Origin of the sequence: Bradyrhizobium tropiciagri (assembly GCF_018130545.1) — a bacterium.
GTDB lineage: Bacteria > Pseudomonadota > Alphaproteobacteria > Rhizobiales > Xanthobacteraceae > Bradyrhizobium > Bradyrhizobium tropiciagri_A.
On the sequence record NZ_JAFCKF010000015.1, the window covers coordinates 73,762 to 89,310 of the forward strand.

Genomic DNA, 15,549 nt, shown 5'->3' on the forward strand with positions numbered 1-15,549 from the left:
AACGCAATCGCCGCTGCGAAACCACTCTGCTTCGCAACGGCGACAGCAATTTGTAGAGCTAGCGACTATCTCGCTAGCAATTATCAGGCCACGCGCTTGATGGAGTCGCCGAGGATCGAGACGATGTCGTCGATGTGCGACTTCTCGACGATCAAAGGCGGCGACAGCGCCAGCGAGTCGCCGCTCATGCGGAAGTAGAGGCCGCTGTTGAAGCAATCGACCATCACGTCGTAGCCGCGCGCGCCGACAACGCCGTCACGCGCCGAGAGCTCGACCGCACCCATCAGGCCCTGGTTGCGGATGTCGACGACATGCGGCAGGCCCTTCAGCGAATGCAGCGCATCGCGCCAGTAGTCGGTGATCGAAGCGCCGCGGGTCAACAGACCCTCGTCCTTGTAGATGTCGAGCGTGGCAAGACCCGCCGCGCAGGCCACCGGATGCGCCGAATAGGTGTAGCCGTGGAACAGCTCCATGGCGTTATCCGGACCGACCATCAGGCCGTCATGGACCTGGCGGCTGGCGAACACCGCGCCGCACGGCACGGTGCCGTTGGTGATGCCCTTGGCGGTGGTCATCATGTCAGGCGTCACGCCGTAGAAATTGGCGGCGAACGGGGTGCCGAGGCGGCCGAAGCCGGTGATGACCTCGTCGAAGATCAAGAGGATGCCGTGCTTGGTGCAGAGCTCGCGCAGCCGCTGCAGATAGCCCTTCGGCGCCGGCAGCACCGCGGTCGAGCCCGGCACCGGCTCGACGATCACGGCCGCGATGGTGTCGGCACCATGCAGCGCGACCATCCGCTCGACATCGTCGGCGAGCTCGGCACCATGATCCGGCTGGTCCTTGGCGAAGGCGTTGCGGGCGAGATCATGGGTATGACGGATGTGGTCGACACCCGGCAGATGGGTCGCGAACTGGCGGCGGTTGGCGACCATGCCGCCGACCGACATGCCGCCGAAGCCGACGCCGTGATAGCCGCGCTCGCGGCCGATCAGGCGGGTGCGGGTCGGCTGGCCGGCGGCGCGGTGATAGGCCAGCGCGATCTTCAGCGCGGTATCGACCGATTCAGAGCCCGAATTGGTGAAGAAGATCCGATCCAGCCCCTTCGGGGCGATCTCGGCGAGCCGCTCGGCAAAATCGAACGCCAGCGGGTGGCCCATGTTGAACGAGGGCGCGAAGTCCAGCGTCGAGAGCTGCCGCTCGACCGCGGCCGCGATCTGCGGGCGGCCGTGGCCGGCATTGACGCACCACAGACCGGCGGAGCCGTCGATCACCTGACGGCCGTCGACCGAGGTGTAGTACATGCCCTTGGCGGAGGAGAACAGCCGCGGCGCTTTCTTGAACTGCCGGTTGGCCGTGAAGGGCATCCAGAACGAGTCGGTCTTGATCGTGTTCGGAATCTGATGAACGGTCACGGCGGCGCTCCATTATGGGTTTCCTATAGTCGGACCACTCTTCCCAGCACTCAACAAGTCCTTTTCTGTCGCACCGCAAGCCATTGATCTTGTTAAGGCGGTCTGCGAAGATTTGTTCGATCCGCAACACCTGCAACAGGGACTTGCCAAAGGAATTGCCATGAGCGTCGATATTGGCGGACGGCTGCGATTCATCCGCGCGCGGCACAAGCTGTCGCAGCGCGAGCTCGCCAAGCGCTCCGGCGTGACCAATTCGACGATTTCGCTGATCGAATCCAACCAGATGAACCCGTCGGTCGGCGCGCTGAAGCGGATCCTCGACGGCATCCCGATGGGGCTCGCCGAATTCTTCGCGATCGAGCCGGAGCGGCCGCGCAAAGCGTTCTACCGCGCCGACGAGCTGACCGAGATCGGCAAGAAGCCAATCTCCTACCTGCAGATCGGCGACAGCCTGTTCGGACGGGCGTTGCAGATCCTGAAAGAGCGCTACGAGCCCGGCAGCGACACCGGGCGGGTGCCGCTGGTGCATGAGGGCGAGGAAGGCGGCATCGTGGTCTCGGGCCGGCTCGAGGTCACCGTCGACGACGAGCGGCGGGTGCTCAACGCCGGCGACGCCTATTATTTCGAAAGCCGCCGCCCGCACCGCTTCCGCTGCATCGGCGCCAAGCCGTGCGAGGTGATCTCGGCCTGCACGCCGCCGACATTTTGAACCCGGCGCGCCGGGCCGGCGACCCAAGGCGCAAGGGCCGCATGGCGCGGCCTTGCGGGTGACGTCGATGACTTGCTCTTCACGGCTTGCGGCCGCCGTCGCGGCCATCGCGATCCTTGCCTCCGGGCCTTCGGTTGCGATGGACGATTATCTGCGCGCCTCGAGCAGCGCGCCCACCGCGATCAGCCTGTGCGGCGACAGCGGAGACAGCACGATCAAGACCGCCGACTGCAAGAAGGCCGGCTATGACAAGCTCGTGGCGCAGGTCGACAAGGCGTTCGACACGGCGCTCGGCAAGATGCCGGCGAACGTCAAGCCGCTGCTGAAGCGCGACCAGGCCTGGTTCAACGAGATGATCATCGATGCCGCCGAGGTGCTGGCCGATACCAACGAGAACGAACTGAAGGAGAGTTTCGCCGAGGCCTTGCGGCGCCGCGCGGCGGCACTCAGCGGACTGGCATCCGGCCGGCCCGGCCTATCGGGCACCTGGGTCAATGCTTTCGGTAGCATCACATTGACGCCGGCCGACAGCGGCGGCTTTCGCCTCGCCGCCGATCTGCGCGGCGATTATGGCGGCGACCGCAGGCGAAGCTGCAAGCTGACCGCCGAGCTGAAGCCTTCGGGCACTGCCTGGCTCTCTGGTCCCGTGGTGATCGAAGCGGACACGCCGCCCGACAAGCCGAAAACGGACGCCGCGGCCACTCCCGCCAAGCCGCCGTCATTAAAACTGCGCCGCCAGGGCGAGACCTTGCGGATCGTGGGGAGCATCAATGACGAGGACTGGGACGGGCTCAACGACTGCTCGTCGATGTGGCAAACCACCGGCAGCTATTTCGCCGCCGGCAAAGATGCGACATCCGACAAGGCCGACACCGCCTTCGTCGCGCCGACCTTCGACTGCACCAGACCCGAGAGCGCGACCGACGAGGAAATCTGCGCCGATCCTGATCTCGCCGACAACGACCAGCGGCTGAATCGCGCCTGGAAGGCGCTGCAGCCGCGGCTCGACGACGCAACGCGGCACGCGCTGATCGACGACCAGCGCAATTGGGTGAAGAGCCAGACCGAGCAATATCCGGAATTCCTGCACCCGGCCTGGAACAAGCAGAGCTCGCAAGTGCACTTCACCGTCGACGCGCGCGATCACGTCAACGGCTTGCAGCGTGAGCGGCTGGCGCTGCTCGAAGGTTTTGACGACAAGCGCAGCGGGCTCGCCGGCATCTGGCTTGCCTACAACGCCATCATCAAGGTCACCGCCGACAAGGACGGCACCGTGAAGGCCACGGGATGGAAGTGGGACCAGGGCGACTGGAAGGCGGGCTGCGACTACGAGATGACGGGCAAGGCTGTCGGCGGCGGCTTCCGCTCCGACGAGCAGCGCAAGAATCCCGACACGCTGGAGCGCGACCACGCCATGCTGATCGTCAACCGGCTGGACGACGCCTTTGCCAGGAAGCGCACCGGCAAGGACGGCACCGAGGACAGCACCGACGAGGCAAAATGCAGGCGCCGGCTCGACAACTCCTCGACCGCACGGCTGTTTCCCGCCCGCCCCTCGCCGGACATCGACAGTTTCAAGGGCTCGATCCGCTGATGCGGCGGCGCGTTCGAACCTGAGACGGTCCGGGAAGACCAATCCTTGAGCGCCTGACGTCCCGCCCCGCGGAGTGCATCCCCATGTTCGGCCGAAACGGCATCCTGTCGCGTCTGACCGTCGCGGCATTCGTGCTGTGCATCGGCGCCACCGCGCACGCGGAAAAGCGCGTCGCGCTGGTGGTCGGCAATTCCGCCTATCAGAGCGCGCCGCAACTTCCGAACCCGGCCGGCGACGCCCGGCTGATGTCGGAGACGCTCTCGTCGCTCGGCTTCGTCGTGGTCGGCGGCGGTGCGCGGGTCGACCTGACCAAGAGCGGTTTTGACGAGGCCTTGCAGGAATTCGGCCACGAACTCGAAGGCGCCGACGTGGCGCTGTTCTACTACGCCGGCCACGGGGTCGAGACCCATGGCCTCAACTACCTCGTTCCGGTCGACGCCCATCCTACCGACGAGGGCGACGTGTTCATGCAGGGCATCGGAATGGCCGCCGTGCTCGACCAGATGGAAAGATCAGGCACCAGGATCAACCTCGTGCTGCTCGATGCCTGCCGCAACAATCCGTTTCGCGGTCGCGGCGTGCGCTCGCGAACCGGCGGCCTGGCGCAGATGCAGGCGCGACCGGGCACGCTGATCTCGTTCGCGACCCAGCCGCGCAGCGTCGCGCTCGATGGCGAAGGCGGTCACAGCCCCTACACGCGCGCGCTGGCCGCCACCATGCAGCACCAGGGCTATGGCCTGTTCAGGACCTTCAACGAAGTCGGGCTTGCGGTGGAGCAGGCAACTCACGGCCAGCAATTGCCATGGGTGGCCGCCTCGCCGATCGCAACCAGGTTCTATTTTGCGGGTGCGCCGCCGGCCAGGGAAGCCGGGCCTGCGCGCGATGCGGGATCGACGTCCAGGCCGCCGCGCGGCGTCCCACACTGACGCAGGCGACGCCCGCCTCGCTTGCGGTGGAAACCGAACTGCGGTGTCATACGTAACAGCAGGTATCCGAGATGGAGCCCCGCATGCGCGCGATCGCCCTCATTGCCGCCATTCTGTTCGCCCTCGTTTCGCCCGCCGCGGCCGACGACGTCAGCACCGCCCAGGACGTGATCCGCGCCCAGGAGCAGGCGTTCGCCCGCGACGACGCCGCCGGCGCCTATTCCTACGCCGCGCCAGCGATCCGGCAGATCTTTCCGCAGGCCGACATCTTCATGTCGATGGTGCAGAACCAATACGCGCCGGTCTATCGACACCGCAGCTTCGAGTTCGGCGAGGCGCAGAGCGCGGGCGACCGGATCGCGCAGCGCGTCCACATCGTCGATGCCAATGGCGAGGCGTGGGAGGCGCTTTACACGCTGGAGCGGCAGGCGGACGGCAGCCTGAAGATCACCGGCTGCTCGCTGCTCAAGGCCGGCCAATCGGTGTAATCGCCGGATAGGATATTTACGCGAGGCGCTTTCTCGGCCCCAGCCTGTCTTCAAGCCAGTCGAAGATGACCTCATTGGCCAATGTCGGGTTGTCGATGTGCCCCTGCATGGCGGCGGTTTCGCCGCGCCGGAACAGGATCAAGCTGGCGTCGCGATGAATGCTGCTCAACTGGTCGCCGAACTTGGCCAAGGCACCCGGCAGCAGCCAGCCGGCTTCACCGGCAGTGACGAGCAATGGACATTCGATGCCGCGTGAAATCGCGTTGGCTTCTTCAATCCAGCAAATTTTCCTGTCGTCGCCGGCTTGCCGATGGAAGAAACTTCTCTCGTGCAAGTCCCACATTCCGGCGTCGCAAACTGCCGCGGCAAAGCGAGCATCGCTAGCCGCCGCACGGGCGACAAGGGAGGAATTGCAGGCATCCGCCACGATGGCGATCCGCGTGCGATCGACGCCTGGCATCTCCGAAAGAAAGTCCAGCACACGGCTCATGGCGGCTTCAAACTTGTGGCCCTCGAGCCGTTCCGGCGGCAGGGCCGTCTGGGTACCGAGGAGATCCACCGCGAGCAGCGCGAAGCCGCGCTCGTTGGCGTGACCCGCGTATTTGGTGATCAATTCTTCCTTGTAGGAGCCCGGCTCGCCGATGCAGACGATGACGGGTCCATCGTCGCGAACAGCCGACGGCAGATAGCAGGCCTGAAGCGACAGGTCGTCGGTCCAGTGAATCGAGAGCAGCTGGCCGGCGGGAACGCGGTTCTCCAGGAACTTGATCGCGCATCGCCGCATGCCGTCGACGGCACGCTTCAACAAATCATTGGAGTAGCCGGGAGGCCTCGCGGCAGCGTGAAAGTACGTCGTGGCCCGAAGCCAGTTGCGACGGGCAGTGATCATATTGCCGCTCAGCGACGACAGTTCGGCCCTCGCCTCGTTCAGCTCCGCGGTCTTGATCCACTCTGCCGACCACGAGCTCTCCGAAGCGAGGTCGATCTTGCTCAAGGTCAACCAGCATTCGGAAACCGTCGAGCCGCCCTCCTGTGCGGCGGCCAACAGCTTGATGAACTCCGCCGATAGATCCTCGCGATCCGGCCAGGCGGGCCAGCCCTTGTCATCGAACTCGACGCCGCTTGACGAGACGCCTTGCGCTTCATGATGGTCATGCATGGTTCGTCAACTCGTTCGCAGCCGGCTCCGTTGCCGGTACGCGTGATCGATACGAGTCCGCCAATTCGCGTCGACGATCCGCCGCTTCGGCTGCCGCGCGACGTTGGCGGCGAAATCGCAAACGCCAGTCACCCAGCTCTCCCAAGAAATTATTCCAATACGACTTCATATAATTGAAGTAATTCAGCGGCAGCAATCGACGATATGGCGGCGCAGGAATGCGTTGCGCTTATGCCTGCGGTATCAAATGTTGCTGCAGCAATCGTTTGCCGAGCGGATGCTCGGTAAACGTCCGATGCGTCGTCCGGCTCGCCTGCCGCGTGTGGCAAATCTGCTGTCGGCGTAGACGCGCTCACGGGATCGCGAGAATCGGCGCGCCGCTGGTCACTCGACTGTGACTCGCCATGCAAGCCGCTTGGCCACGCGACGGCATTGCGCCGTTCGATCGGCACCCGACAGCTAGAAAGCGACGATGACGCTGTCCTTGACAAGGTAGTGTTGCACCGCCAGCGCGCGATCGCTCGACTTGATGAATCGCTCGACGAGATCGAGAAAGATCGAGAACTCCTCGTCGTTCATGCAATCCAGCCACACGTCGTTGACGTTCGACTGCATCGGTGCGAGCGAATCAAGAAGGGCGCAGCCGGCCGGCGTGATGCTCAGCTTGGTACGGCGGCGATCATCCAGATCACCGGCCTTCTCGACCAGGCCAAGCTCGGTGAGGTGATGGATCGCCTTGGTGACGCCCGCGCTGGTCAGGCGAAGATGCGCAGCGATGGTGACCGGAAAAACGTCGCCCCTGGTATCGAGATAACGGATCGTGGTCAGGATCGTGTACTGAATGCCGGCGATGCCGGCACGCGCTGCGTAGCCCTGGGTCAGGTGATGGTGGCGCGACGACAGGGAATGCAGGCTTCCCGTGAGGCGCTGCAACTGCAGTTCGGTTGTCTTCGCGGGTCGATCGCTTCGAAGAGCCGAACGAGATGCCGCCGCGGAATTGGCCGTCGAAGGTCTGCAGTGGTGGTTTGATCTCGCAATTGCCTTCGGCATACCGTGCCACACTCCCGATCAATCGCAATTAGATGATATAGTCATACAATATTTTGCCCGTATCGCACATCACGATGCAGGCAGTCTTCGATACCGGACTTCACGAGTACGTGCGCCGCGGCGGCGCAACAGCCTTGCGCCGCGGGATCGGTGCGCTTTCCTGAAACGCGCAATCGGATCGTTCAAATGAAAAACCTCCGGCAGGGCATTGCCGGAGGTTTTGGAGGCTAGTTCATGAAGAAGTCTTTATCTCCTCGTCATGGTCGGCAGAGCAACCGACGCCTAGTTTGTACATGATAGACTAATGTTAGTAAATCATACAACAGACTCTTCTTTCAAAATCAAAACCTCTTCCAAAAATCAAAGCCTCGACAGTTTCCCGTCGAGGCTTTGCTTGGCGATCAAGTCCGGATCAACCGGGCCTTACCAGTTGCGCTGCGCGCGGAGCAGCAGCATGTAGGTATCCTGGTTGCTGAGCGAGTAGACAGCAGCCGGCTTGCCGATCGAGGCGCTACCCGGGTAGGTGATCGTGCCCGCGTAGTTCTGATCCAGGTGGGTGTAGGTGAAGTCGGCCGAGAAGGTCAGGTTCTTCACCGGGGTCCACTGGGTCTGCGTGCCGATCTGGGCAATGCTGTAATCGGGGTTGCACGAAGTCAGGTTCGAGGTGGCGCCGATCAGGATACCGAACGATCCGCCCACACCCGTTCCGCCCGGACCGCAGATGTAGCCCTTCGCGGTGCTGTTGTAGTTAACCTGGGCCCAGGCACCGTAGATGCTGGTGTTCCAGTTCGGGTTCCAGTTGTGCACGTACGCACCACGCACGCCGTAGGTCGTGATCAGCTGCTGCGAGCCGCCGGTGACAAACACGCTGTCCGGCGCGATGCCGAAGCCGATGCTCTGATAGGCACCGGGAACGCTGGTGTTGCCGAAGTAGGTGAACGCGCCGGCACCCGAGAGATCCTGGATGTTGTAGCGCGTCGCGCCGTTGGTATAGACGCCCTGGACGTTGATGGTGTCGCCGGGTCCGGTCGGGATGTTCTTGATCGACAAGGCCAACTGACCCGCCCAGCCCCACTTGTCGTCCGGATGACCGGTCAACTCGGTGCCGCCGTAGTAGGCCGCGTGGTTGTCATGCGCCGCGAACGACGCCTGGAACAGACCCCAGGCCTGGTCGACGCGGAGTGTCGCGATCAGATCCGGAGCAATCGTGCCGGCATAGTCGCTCGCGCCGTAGACACCGAGAGCGCCGGTACCGAGCGCGCCGAGATTCTGCACGCCGGCCTGGGTGTAGGCCGACTGATCCTGAGCCGACAATGCCAGCGACACGCCATTGCCGAACTGCGCGGTGTAGGTGAACTGGTTCACACCAGTGATCGTGCCGCCGCCGCCGACGAGACCGTCGAAGTTGTTGCCCGGATAGTTGGCCCACGGCGTCGAGAACTGCGAGACCGCCTTACCGATGGTGAAGCCGGCGAACTGGATGAAGGCGTAGTAGACACCAACCGTACCGTTGGCGACCGTACCGGAGCTGGCGTTGTTGGGGGCAGCCGACGTTCCGATCGGCGAGTAAACCGTCGAACCGGCAGCGGCGCCAGCGCCGTAGCTGTCCGAGGTCCAGCTGAAGGTCGCGTCGAAGAAGGTACGGACCACGCCGTACTCGGTCGCGGTGCGGGTGTCGACGTTCAGGTCTTCACGCGAGCGCCAGGTGTAGCCGTTGGTGAAGCGGTTCTGTGCACCGCCCGCACCACCGTAGTTGCCGGTGTGGTCCGAATTGGTGTTGGCCAGGACGTCGACGCGCAGGTAGCCGCCCAGCTTGATGCAGGTGTCGGTGCCGGGGATGAAGTAGAAGCCCGGACCATAGAGCGAGCAGACCTTCACGTACTCAACTGCCTTGGCCTTGACCGGAAGGTCGGCCGCCATGGCGCCGCTGCTTGCGACGAGAGTTGCCACCGAGCCCAACAAAAGGCCCTTAACGATCTTCATGCTATCCTCCAAGTGATGCCTTGCACTGCTGGCAAAGCGACAAAAGTTCCCGTTCCCGAAAACCGCTGCCGCGCAGCCATTTTCAAGATGCTCGTGGTCAACTCGGCCACTGCAGGCGTGAGATGGTGGATGCCCCCCATCTACGATGAGGAACAATGCAATTGGGCAGTCACATATTCAACTTATATTAGTTAGTCATTCTATGTTTGCGCCCCCATGTGTCATTAGGGCAACGCATCAACCAACATTTTTGTCTGGCCGCCTTCAAAAATCTCTCGATATCTGTGAAGATGAATTTTTGTTAAGGGTGGTCATGACCGAGCGCAGATCGACCGACAAACTGCAGGACGCGGCCGAGCGACTGGCTTGGGAGATCGTCTCGACCAGCATGCGCCTCGAGGAATTGCGCAGCATCTGGGCCAAGATGATCGGAATCACCGGCCCGCAATGGATGATCATGACCGTGCTGGCGAATGCCGAGGACCGCAATGTCGGCCTGCCCGTCGGCGCGGTGTCGCGGGCGCTGCGCGTCGATCAGTCGTTCGTGGTGACGCAGTCGAAACTGCTCGAAAAGAAGAATCTGCTGCGTCGCAAGAGCTCGACCGAGGATGCCCGGGTCGTGAACCTGTCGCTGACCGAGCACGCCAAGAAGCAGATGGCGAACCTGTCCTCGCAGCGCAAGGAGATGAACGAGTTCGTCTATGCCGATCTCGATCTACGTGAATTGCTGCAACTGACGGGCAAGATGGATTCGATCAAGAATCGCCTGGAAAAAGCGATCGCGAAAATCTCGGTCGATCTCTAACCGCTCTTCGCACTTTTCCGGATCACGTCCCTTGCTCGGGCATGATCTTCTCGGAAAACCGCTGTGCACTTTTCCGGATCATGCCAATGCCAGCCGCTGCCGCGCCCGCATCAGGAGCAGCAGGATGATGCTGACATTGAGCAGGTTCCAGGCGAGGCCATTGGCGAAGGCCGCGGCATAGGAGCCGGTGGCGTCGAAGATCACGCCCGAGATCCAGCCGCCAAAGGACATGCCGAACACCGAAGCGAAGATCACGATGCCGATCCGGGTTGCGGCCTCCGAGGCCGGCATCGCCTCGCGCACGATGATGGCATAGCTCGGCACGATGCCGCCCTGGAACAGGCCGAACATCGCCGAGATGACGTAGAGCGAGGTCAGGCTGTCGAAGAACAGGTAGAACAGCAGCGCCGCACCCTGCGCGATCGAGCCGATCAGGAGCGTGCGGATGCCGCCGATCCGATCGGCGAGGAAGCCGGAGCCGATCCGGCTGATGATGCCGAAGCCGAGCATCAGCGACAGCATCTCGGCGCCGCGTGCCACGCCGTAGCCGAGATCGCCGCAATAGGCGACGATATGCACCTGCGGCATCGACATCGCCACGCAGCAGGAGATCGACGCCAGCGACAGGATCGCGGTCAGCGCGTTGGTGGAAAGCCTGAGGTCGACCCGCGGCGGCGGCGCGTTGACATGGCTGCGCCGCGTCGCCGCCCCCATCAACACACGCAGCACCATGAGCGCGAGCGTCATCGCGACCGCGGTGAAGATACCGATCGCGATATGGGTGGTGCGCCAGCCGATGCTCTGGATCCCGAAATTGACCAGCGGCGGCCAGACCGTGCCGCCGACATAGTTGCCGCTCGCGGCGATCGCGACCGCGAGACCGCGGTAGCGCTCGAACCAGTGCGAGGCCTCCGCCATCAGCGGGCCGAAGGTCGCCGCCGACGACAGGCCGATCGCGAAATGCAGCAGGATGAAGGTCCAGATCGACGGGGCGTAACCGGCACCGATGTAACCGAGGCCAAGAATGCCGATCCCGGCGCCGATCGCTGTGACGATGCCATAGCGATCGCTGATCTTGCCAGTCACAACCTGGCCGATGCCGAAGCCGAGCATCACCATGGTGAAGGCGAGCGAGGCCGTGCCGCGGGTGGCGCCGAAGTCGCTCTGCACCGCCGGCAGCGCCACCACCACCGACCACATGCCGACGCTGCCGAGAGAGCCGATCACCACGGCCACGACAAGGCGTAGCCACGCCCGGCGCGAGTCGGGAATGAACGTTGCGGCTACAGGGGAATATTCAGAAGAAATTACCACGGCACGCGGAACTTCGTCGGCATTTGCCTCAAGGTCAAGCGCGTTGCCGAGAGATTAGGCATGCAGCAGCAAGGGGACGCACCGAGCTCACCAATGCGTGAAGCACCTCAATTGCCGTAGTTCGGATCCTGCGCCTGGAACGCGCCGCACTTCGCACCGATGCCGAACCGCTGATCGAAATCCACGGTGCCGCCGCCGACCGGGATGCGGGTCGACGGCAAGCCGCGCGTGTACTGGTCGACGGTGACGAACTTCTTGTCCGCGCTCATCGTCACATGCACCGGCTCGAGACCCTTGCCCTTGTTGAGCTCGGTCAGATCGAGCGTGTAGAAGCCGTCCGCTGTCTTGCCCGCAGCCATGCCGCCGTGCGGCGCGAACACGGTCGATTGCGGCAAATAGACCTCCATCAGAACGCCGTTACCCTTGCAGGAGATCATGCGGATCAGCCAGGTCCGGTCGTCCGGCAGCGTCGCTGCCGATGCCGGCGCCGAGAGCAGCGCAATTGCGACAGCAAGACCTGCCGTGACGGTTCGTCCTGACCGATTCGACATAGATGCCTCTGGTGGCTGAGTTGCGTCGTTGGCGTTTGGTCAGAAGCTGCGCCGCGAAAGTTCAATCCGCGTTGTGCACCGCAGGGATCACAGCCTGCCCGATCGACCGGGAATATCGGCCGTCGGACCGTGATCCATGCTGACGAGGAAATCTGCTACAATGCGAGCCGGTTCACATTGGCGGCTCGCCGTCCGGACCTATCATCCCCCCGGATGGCGCGCAGCTCGCAAGGTAGCAAAGGACCGAAGCGCTCATCGTCGGAGGATCGTCATGCATTCGTCGTCAGCAGAGTGGTTACCCGTTGCGTCGGCGCCATCGGACCGGGAGCTTGAGGTCTGTGTCCTCGACTATGATGGCATGGTGCATGCGCTGATATTCCCGTGCCACCGGGACGGCGCCGAGTGGGTCGACCATGCCGGCAGCAGGCATCTCGACATCCAGCCGACGCATTGGCGCAAATGGATGCAGGCCGCCAACTAGCACCGTCATGAACCGGCCCGAGACGGCCACCGCCGACCTCGCACCCGTCCCTGGATTGCGCTAGAATTGCCACGTGAGGTTCAAGGGTGGGCCAGGAGGCTCGTCATGGAATCACACGTGATCCCATTTGAAAATCGCTGGACCAACGGCAAGCATGCCTGGGAGTGGCATTGCGAGCTCGAACGGCTGGGCGTGCCGGTCGTTCGGACGATGTATTGCGAGCATGAGACGCACCGCCGCAACAAGTCGACAGTGGTGTTCGATATCCCTGTGGGCTTTGTCCATGACTGGCTGGCCTTCCACGACCGGCGCGCCGCCCGGCGCCAATTGCTGTGGCGCGCCAGCGTCATCACGCTCGGCATCATCGCCGCATCGGGCGTCGTGCTCGGCGCCTTGAGATAGAGGCCGCGACCCCGGCCCCCGGGGACCAGCTGGACGGCCCGCCCCGCCCTTTCCGGCCCAGAATTCATGTGTCCGGACGCCTGCGACCTCCCGTGCGCCCCTCGGACGGCACTTATTAACCCTTTGCTAACCATACACCCGGCAAGAATTGCCGAGTGAAGTCGAGTGTCGTCGAACGCGTCTAACGGGCGGAGATCCCCGTGAACGCCAGCGCGGTGCCTCACTTTCGGAACGGCGGCCCTGCGGCCGTCGCGCAGACGCTTGGCGGCCGCGGCCGCCAGTCGCGGGGGAGAGCGGCTACCATGGTCGACGTCACGGCGGGTCAGGGCACGGCTGGCAAGAGCGGATTGCCGAGCTTCGGCGAGATCACCGACATCCTCAAGCGCGGCGATCTCGCGCTGGCGCTCGGCGTTCTCACCATCCTGGTGGTGCTGATCCTGCCGCTGCCCTCGATCGTGCTCGACCTGTTCCTGGCGGTCTCGATCACGATCTCGATCCTGATCCTGATGACCTCGCTGTTCATCCAGGCGCCGCTAGAATTCTCGTCGTTTCCGACCATCCTGCTGATCTCGACCATGATGCGGCTGTCGCTGAACATGGCCTCGACCCGGCTGATCCTGAGCCATGGTCACGAGGGCACGGCCGCTGCCGGCCACGTCATCGAGGCGTTCGGCAATTTCGTGATGGGCGGCAACTTCGTGATCGGCATCATCGTGTTCGCGATCCTGGTAATCGTGAACTTCGTGGTCATCACCAAGGGTTCGGGCCGTATCGCCGAAGTCGCGGCGCGCTTCCAATTGGACTCGATGCCCGGCAAGCAGATGGCGATCGACGCCGACCTGTCCGCCGGACTGATCGACGAGAAGGCCGCCAAGGAACGCCGCAAGGCGCTGGAGGACGAAAGCGGCTTCTTCGGCGCGATGGACGGTGCCTCGAAATTCGTCCGCGGCGACGCCATCGCCGGCCTCTTGATCGTCGGCATCAATATCGTCGGCGGCATCATCATCGGCGTCGCCCAGCAGGGCCTTTCCTTCAGCGAAGCCGCCCGCACCTACACCGTGCTGACGGTCGGCGACGGCCTCGTCACCCAGGTGCCGGCGCTGATCGTCTCGACCGCGGCCGGCCTCTTGGTCTCCAAGGCCGGCATCACCGGCGCCGCCGACAAGGCGCTGATGCGCCAGCTCTCCGGCTATCCGCAGGCGCTCGGCATGTCGGCCGGCGTGATGCTGGTGCTGGCGCTGCTGCCGGGCATTCCGACGCTGCCGTTCATGGCGCTGGGCTCCGGCGCCGCGGTGCTGGCCTGGAACGCGCGCAACCAGAAGCGGGCGGCGAAGGCTGCCGAAACGGCCGCAGCAGCAGCCCCGGCTGCGGCCGCAGCCGCCGCCGCTGCCGCCGCGGAAGAGCCGATCGCCGCCGCGCTGAAGATCGACGACCTCAAGATCGAGCTCGGCTATGCGCTGCTGCCGCTGGTCAACGGTCCCGACGGCACCGATCGCCTCACCGAGCAGATCAAGGCGCTGCGCCGCTCGCTTGCGATCGAGATGGGTTTTGTGATGCCGGCAGTGCGTATCCTCGACAACGTCCAGCTCGAGGCCAACAGCTACGTCATCAAGATCAAGGAAGTCGACGCCGGCACCGGCAAGATCTGGCCGAGCCAGTTCATGGTCATGGACCCGGCCGGCAACCAGGTGCAGCTGCCCGGCATCCACACCATGGAGCCGACTTTCGGCCTGCCCGCGACCTGGGTCGATGCCGGCCTGAAGGAAGAAGCCGCGCTGAAGGGCTACACCGTGGTCGACGCCGCGACCGTGCTGTCGACCCATCTGACCGAGCTGCTCAAGACCAACATGGCAGACCTGTTGTCCTACGGCGAAGTGCAGAAGCTCCTGAAGGACCTGCCGAAGGAGCAAGGCGAGCTGATCAAGGACATCGTGCCTAGCCAGGTCACGGTGTCGGGCATCCAGCGCGTGCTGCAATTGCTGCTCGCCGAACGGATCTCGATCCGCGACCTTTCGACCATCCTCGAGGGCATCGCCGACGCGCTGGCGTTCTCGCGCAACCCGGCCACCATGGTCGAGCATGTCCGGGCCCGGCTGGCGCGGCAGATCTGCGCCCAGAACACCTCGCCGAACGGCTATCTGCCGCTGATCGCGCTGTCGGCGCGCTGGGAGCAGGCGTTCGCAGAGTCGATCGTGGGCCAGGGCGACGACCGCAGCCTGGCGATGCAGCCGTCGAAACTGTCGGAGTTCATGACCGCCGTGCGCAATGCCTTCGAACAGGCGGCACGCGAAGGCGAGGCGCCGGTGCTGGTGACGTCGGCCGCGATCCGGCCGTTCGTTCGCTCACTGGTGGAACGGTTCCGCTCGCAGACCACTGTCCTGTCGCAGGCCGAGATCCATCCGCGAGCCCGGCTGAAGACGGTCGGCAGCGTCTAGCGACCGCAAATCATTTGCGTTTTCGCCTGTGTTTTCTCGCCACAGGCAACTGATTTATGTGGAACCGGCCGGAACGGCCCTATCTGGAATGCAACATTCCAGCGCAAGCCCAAGACACTGATATTAAAAAGCTTTAATGCAATCCGGATTACCAAAAGGTCATTTTTGATCGCGACCGATCACGTCTCATCACGCCCTTGTGATGCCCTCTAGGGAACGGAATCGGCAAATCCTACGTTA

General features: G+C 63.7%; 14 protein-coding genes. 8 read left to right on the plus strand and 6 right to left on the minus strand.

Annotated features, from left to right (window positions below):
- Nucleotides 1-83: 83 nt before the first annotated feature.
- Nucleotides 84-1,412 carry an aspartate aminotransferase family protein gene (locus JQ616_RS38560; protein ID WP_212023411.1) on the minus strand — a complete coding sequence of 443 codons (1,329 nt, stop codon included), beginning with the start codon at nt 1,410-1,412 and terminating at the stop codon, nt 84-86.
- 160 nt (nt 1,413-1,572) lie between these two features.
- Between JQ616_RS38560 and JQ616_RS38565 the strand changes: the two genes are divergently transcribed.
- The 4 genes from JQ616_RS38565 (at nt 1,573) to JQ616_RS38580 (ending at nt 5,129) form a co-directional block, all read left to right on the plus strand.
- Complete coding sequence (locus JQ616_RS38565) at nt 1,573-2,121, plus strand: cupin domain-containing protein (RefSeq protein ID WP_018273259.1); 549 nt, start codon at nt 1,573-1,575, stop codon at nt 2,119-2,121.
- 67 nt (nt 2,122-2,188) lie between these two features.
- Complete coding sequence (locus tag JQ616_RS38570; protein ID WP_212023412.1) at nt 2,189-3,715, plus strand: lysozyme inhibitor LprI family protein; 1,527 nt, start codon at nt 2,189-2,191, stop codon at nt 3,713-3,715.
- A gap of 83 nt (nt 3,716-3,798) precedes the next feature.
- Entirely contained in the window at nt 3,799-4,641 is an 843-nt protein-coding gene (locus JQ616_RS38575) for a caspase family protein (protein WP_212023413.1), read from the plus strand.
- An 83-nt stretch (nt 4,642-4,724) separates the two neighbouring features.
- Nucleotides 4,725-5,129 (plus strand): DUF4864 domain-containing protein, encoded by a 405-nt coding sequence (locus JQ616_RS38580; protein WP_212023414.1) that lies wholly within the window; start codon nt 4,725-4,727, stop codon nt 5,127-5,129.
- Between the two features lie 16 nt (nt 5,130-5,145).
- Here JQ616_RS38580 and JQ616_RS38585 read toward each other — a convergent pair whose 3' ends face one another.
- The 3 genes from JQ616_RS38585 to JQ616_RS38595 all read right to left on the minus strand — a co-directional run bounded on the left by JQ616_RS38585 (nt 5,146) and on the right by JQ616_RS38595 (nt 9,321).
- Nucleotides 5,146-6,288, minus strand: coding sequence for a dienelactone hydrolase (locus tag JQ616_RS38585; protein WP_212023415.1), 1,143 nt, complete (start codon nt 6,286-6,288; stop codon nt 5,146-5,148).
- A 459-nt stretch (nt 6,289-6,747) separates the two neighbouring features.
- Nucleotides 6,748-7,221, minus strand: a complete 474-nt coding sequence (locus JQ616_RS38590) for a MarR family winged helix-turn-helix transcriptional regulator (RefSeq protein WP_212023416.1) — start codon at nt 7,219-7,221, stop codon at nt 6,748-6,750.
- A gap of 540 nt (nt 7,222-7,761) precedes the next feature.
- Complete coding sequence (locus JQ616_RS38595; RefSeq protein ID WP_212023417.1) at nt 7,762-9,321, minus strand: porin; 1,560 nt, start codon at nt 9,319-9,321, stop codon at nt 7,762-7,764.
- A 313-nt stretch (nt 9,322-9,634) separates the two neighbouring features.
- On the opposite strand from JQ616_RS38595, the gene JQ616_RS38600 reads away from it, so the two are divergent.
- On the plus strand, nt 9,635-10,126 hold the full coding sequence (locus JQ616_RS38600; protein WP_212023418.1) for a MarR family winged helix-turn-helix transcriptional regulator: 492 nt from the start codon (nt 9,635-9,637) through the stop codon (nt 10,124-10,126).
- 78 nt (nt 10,127-10,204) lie between these two features.
- Here the strand turns inward: JQ616_RS38600 and JQ616_RS38605 are convergent, their stop codons facing one another.
- On the minus strand, nt 10,205-11,362 hold the full coding sequence (locus JQ616_RS38605; protein ID WP_433996042.1) for an MFS transporter: 1,158 nt from the start codon (nt 11,360-11,362) through the stop codon (nt 10,205-10,207).
- Between the two features lie 185 nt (nt 11,363-11,547).
- Nucleotides 11,548-11,991, minus strand: coding sequence for a hypothetical protein (locus tag JQ616_RS38610; protein ID WP_212023420.1), 444 nt, complete (start codon nt 11,989-11,991; stop codon nt 11,548-11,550).
- Nucleotides 11,992-12,262: 271 nt separating this feature from the next.
- Between JQ616_RS38610 and JQ616_RS38615 the strand changes: the two genes are divergently transcribed.
- From JQ616_RS38615 to flhA, 3 genes are all read left to right on the plus strand, one after another.
- The gene (locus JQ616_RS38615) at nt 12,263-12,472 is read left to right on the plus strand and encodes a hypothetical protein (protein WP_212023421.1); all 210 of its coding nucleotides are present in this window, start codon (nt 12,263-12,265) and stop codon (nt 12,470-12,472) included.
- Between the two features lie 105 nt (nt 12,473-12,577).
- Complete coding sequence (locus JQ616_RS38620) at nt 12,578-12,874, plus strand: hypothetical protein (RefSeq protein ID WP_212023422.1); 297 nt, start codon at nt 12,578-12,580, stop codon at nt 12,872-12,874.
- Nucleotides 12,875-13,176: 302 nt separating this feature from the next.
- A complete protein-coding gene (gene flhA / locus JQ616_RS38625; protein WP_212023423.1) occupies nt 13,177-15,309 on the plus strand; it encodes a flagellar biosynthesis protein FlhA in 2,133 nt (710 codons plus the stop codon).
- The last annotated feature ends 240 nt before the right edge of the window (nt 15,310-15,549 follow it).

Bases quoted from the DNA above. Each gene is read 5' to 3' on its own strand.
- JQ616_RS38565 (WP_018273259.1), top strand. From the start codon at position 1,573: ATGAGCGTCGATATTGGCGGACGGCTGCGATTCATCCGCGCGCGGCAC.
- JQ616_RS38615 (WP_212023421.1), top strand. From the start codon at position 12,263: ATGCATTCGTCGTCAGCAGAGTGGTTACCCGTTGCGTCGGCGCCATCG.
- JQ616_RS38570 (WP_212023412.1), top strand. From the start codon at position 2,189: ATGACTTGCTCTTCACGGCTTGCGGCCGCCGTCGCGGCCATCGCGATC.
- JQ616_RS38620 (WP_212023422.1), top strand. From the start codon at position 12,578: ATGGAATCACACGTGATCCCATTTGAAAATCGCTGGACCAACGGCAAG.
- flhA (WP_212023423.1), top strand. From the start codon at position 13,177: ATGGTCGACGTCACGGCGGGTCAGGGCACGGCTGGCAAGAGCGGATTG.
- JQ616_RS38580 (WP_212023414.1), top strand. From the start codon at position 4,725: ATGCGCGCGATCGCCCTCATTGCCGCCATTCTGTTCGCCCTCGTTTCG.
- JQ616_RS38610 (WP_212023420.1), bottom strand. From the start codon at position 11,991: ATGTCGAATCGGTCAGGACGAACCGTCACGGCAGGTCTTGCTGTCGCA.
- JQ616_RS38575 (WP_212023413.1), top strand. From the start codon at position 3,799: ATGTTCGGCCGAAACGGCATCCTGTCGCGTCTGACCGTCGCGGCATTC.
- JQ616_RS38600 (WP_212023418.1), top strand. From the start codon at position 9,635: ATGACCGAGCGCAGATCGACCGACAAACTGCAGGACGCGGCCGAGCGA.
- JQ616_RS38585 (WP_212023415.1), bottom strand. From the start codon at position 6,288: ATGCATGACCATCATGAAGCGCAAGGCGTCTCGTCAAGCGGCGTCGAG.
- JQ616_RS38595 (WP_212023417.1), bottom strand. From the start codon at position 9,321: ATGAAGATCGTTAAGGGCCTTTTGTTGGGCTCGGTGGCAACTCTCGTC.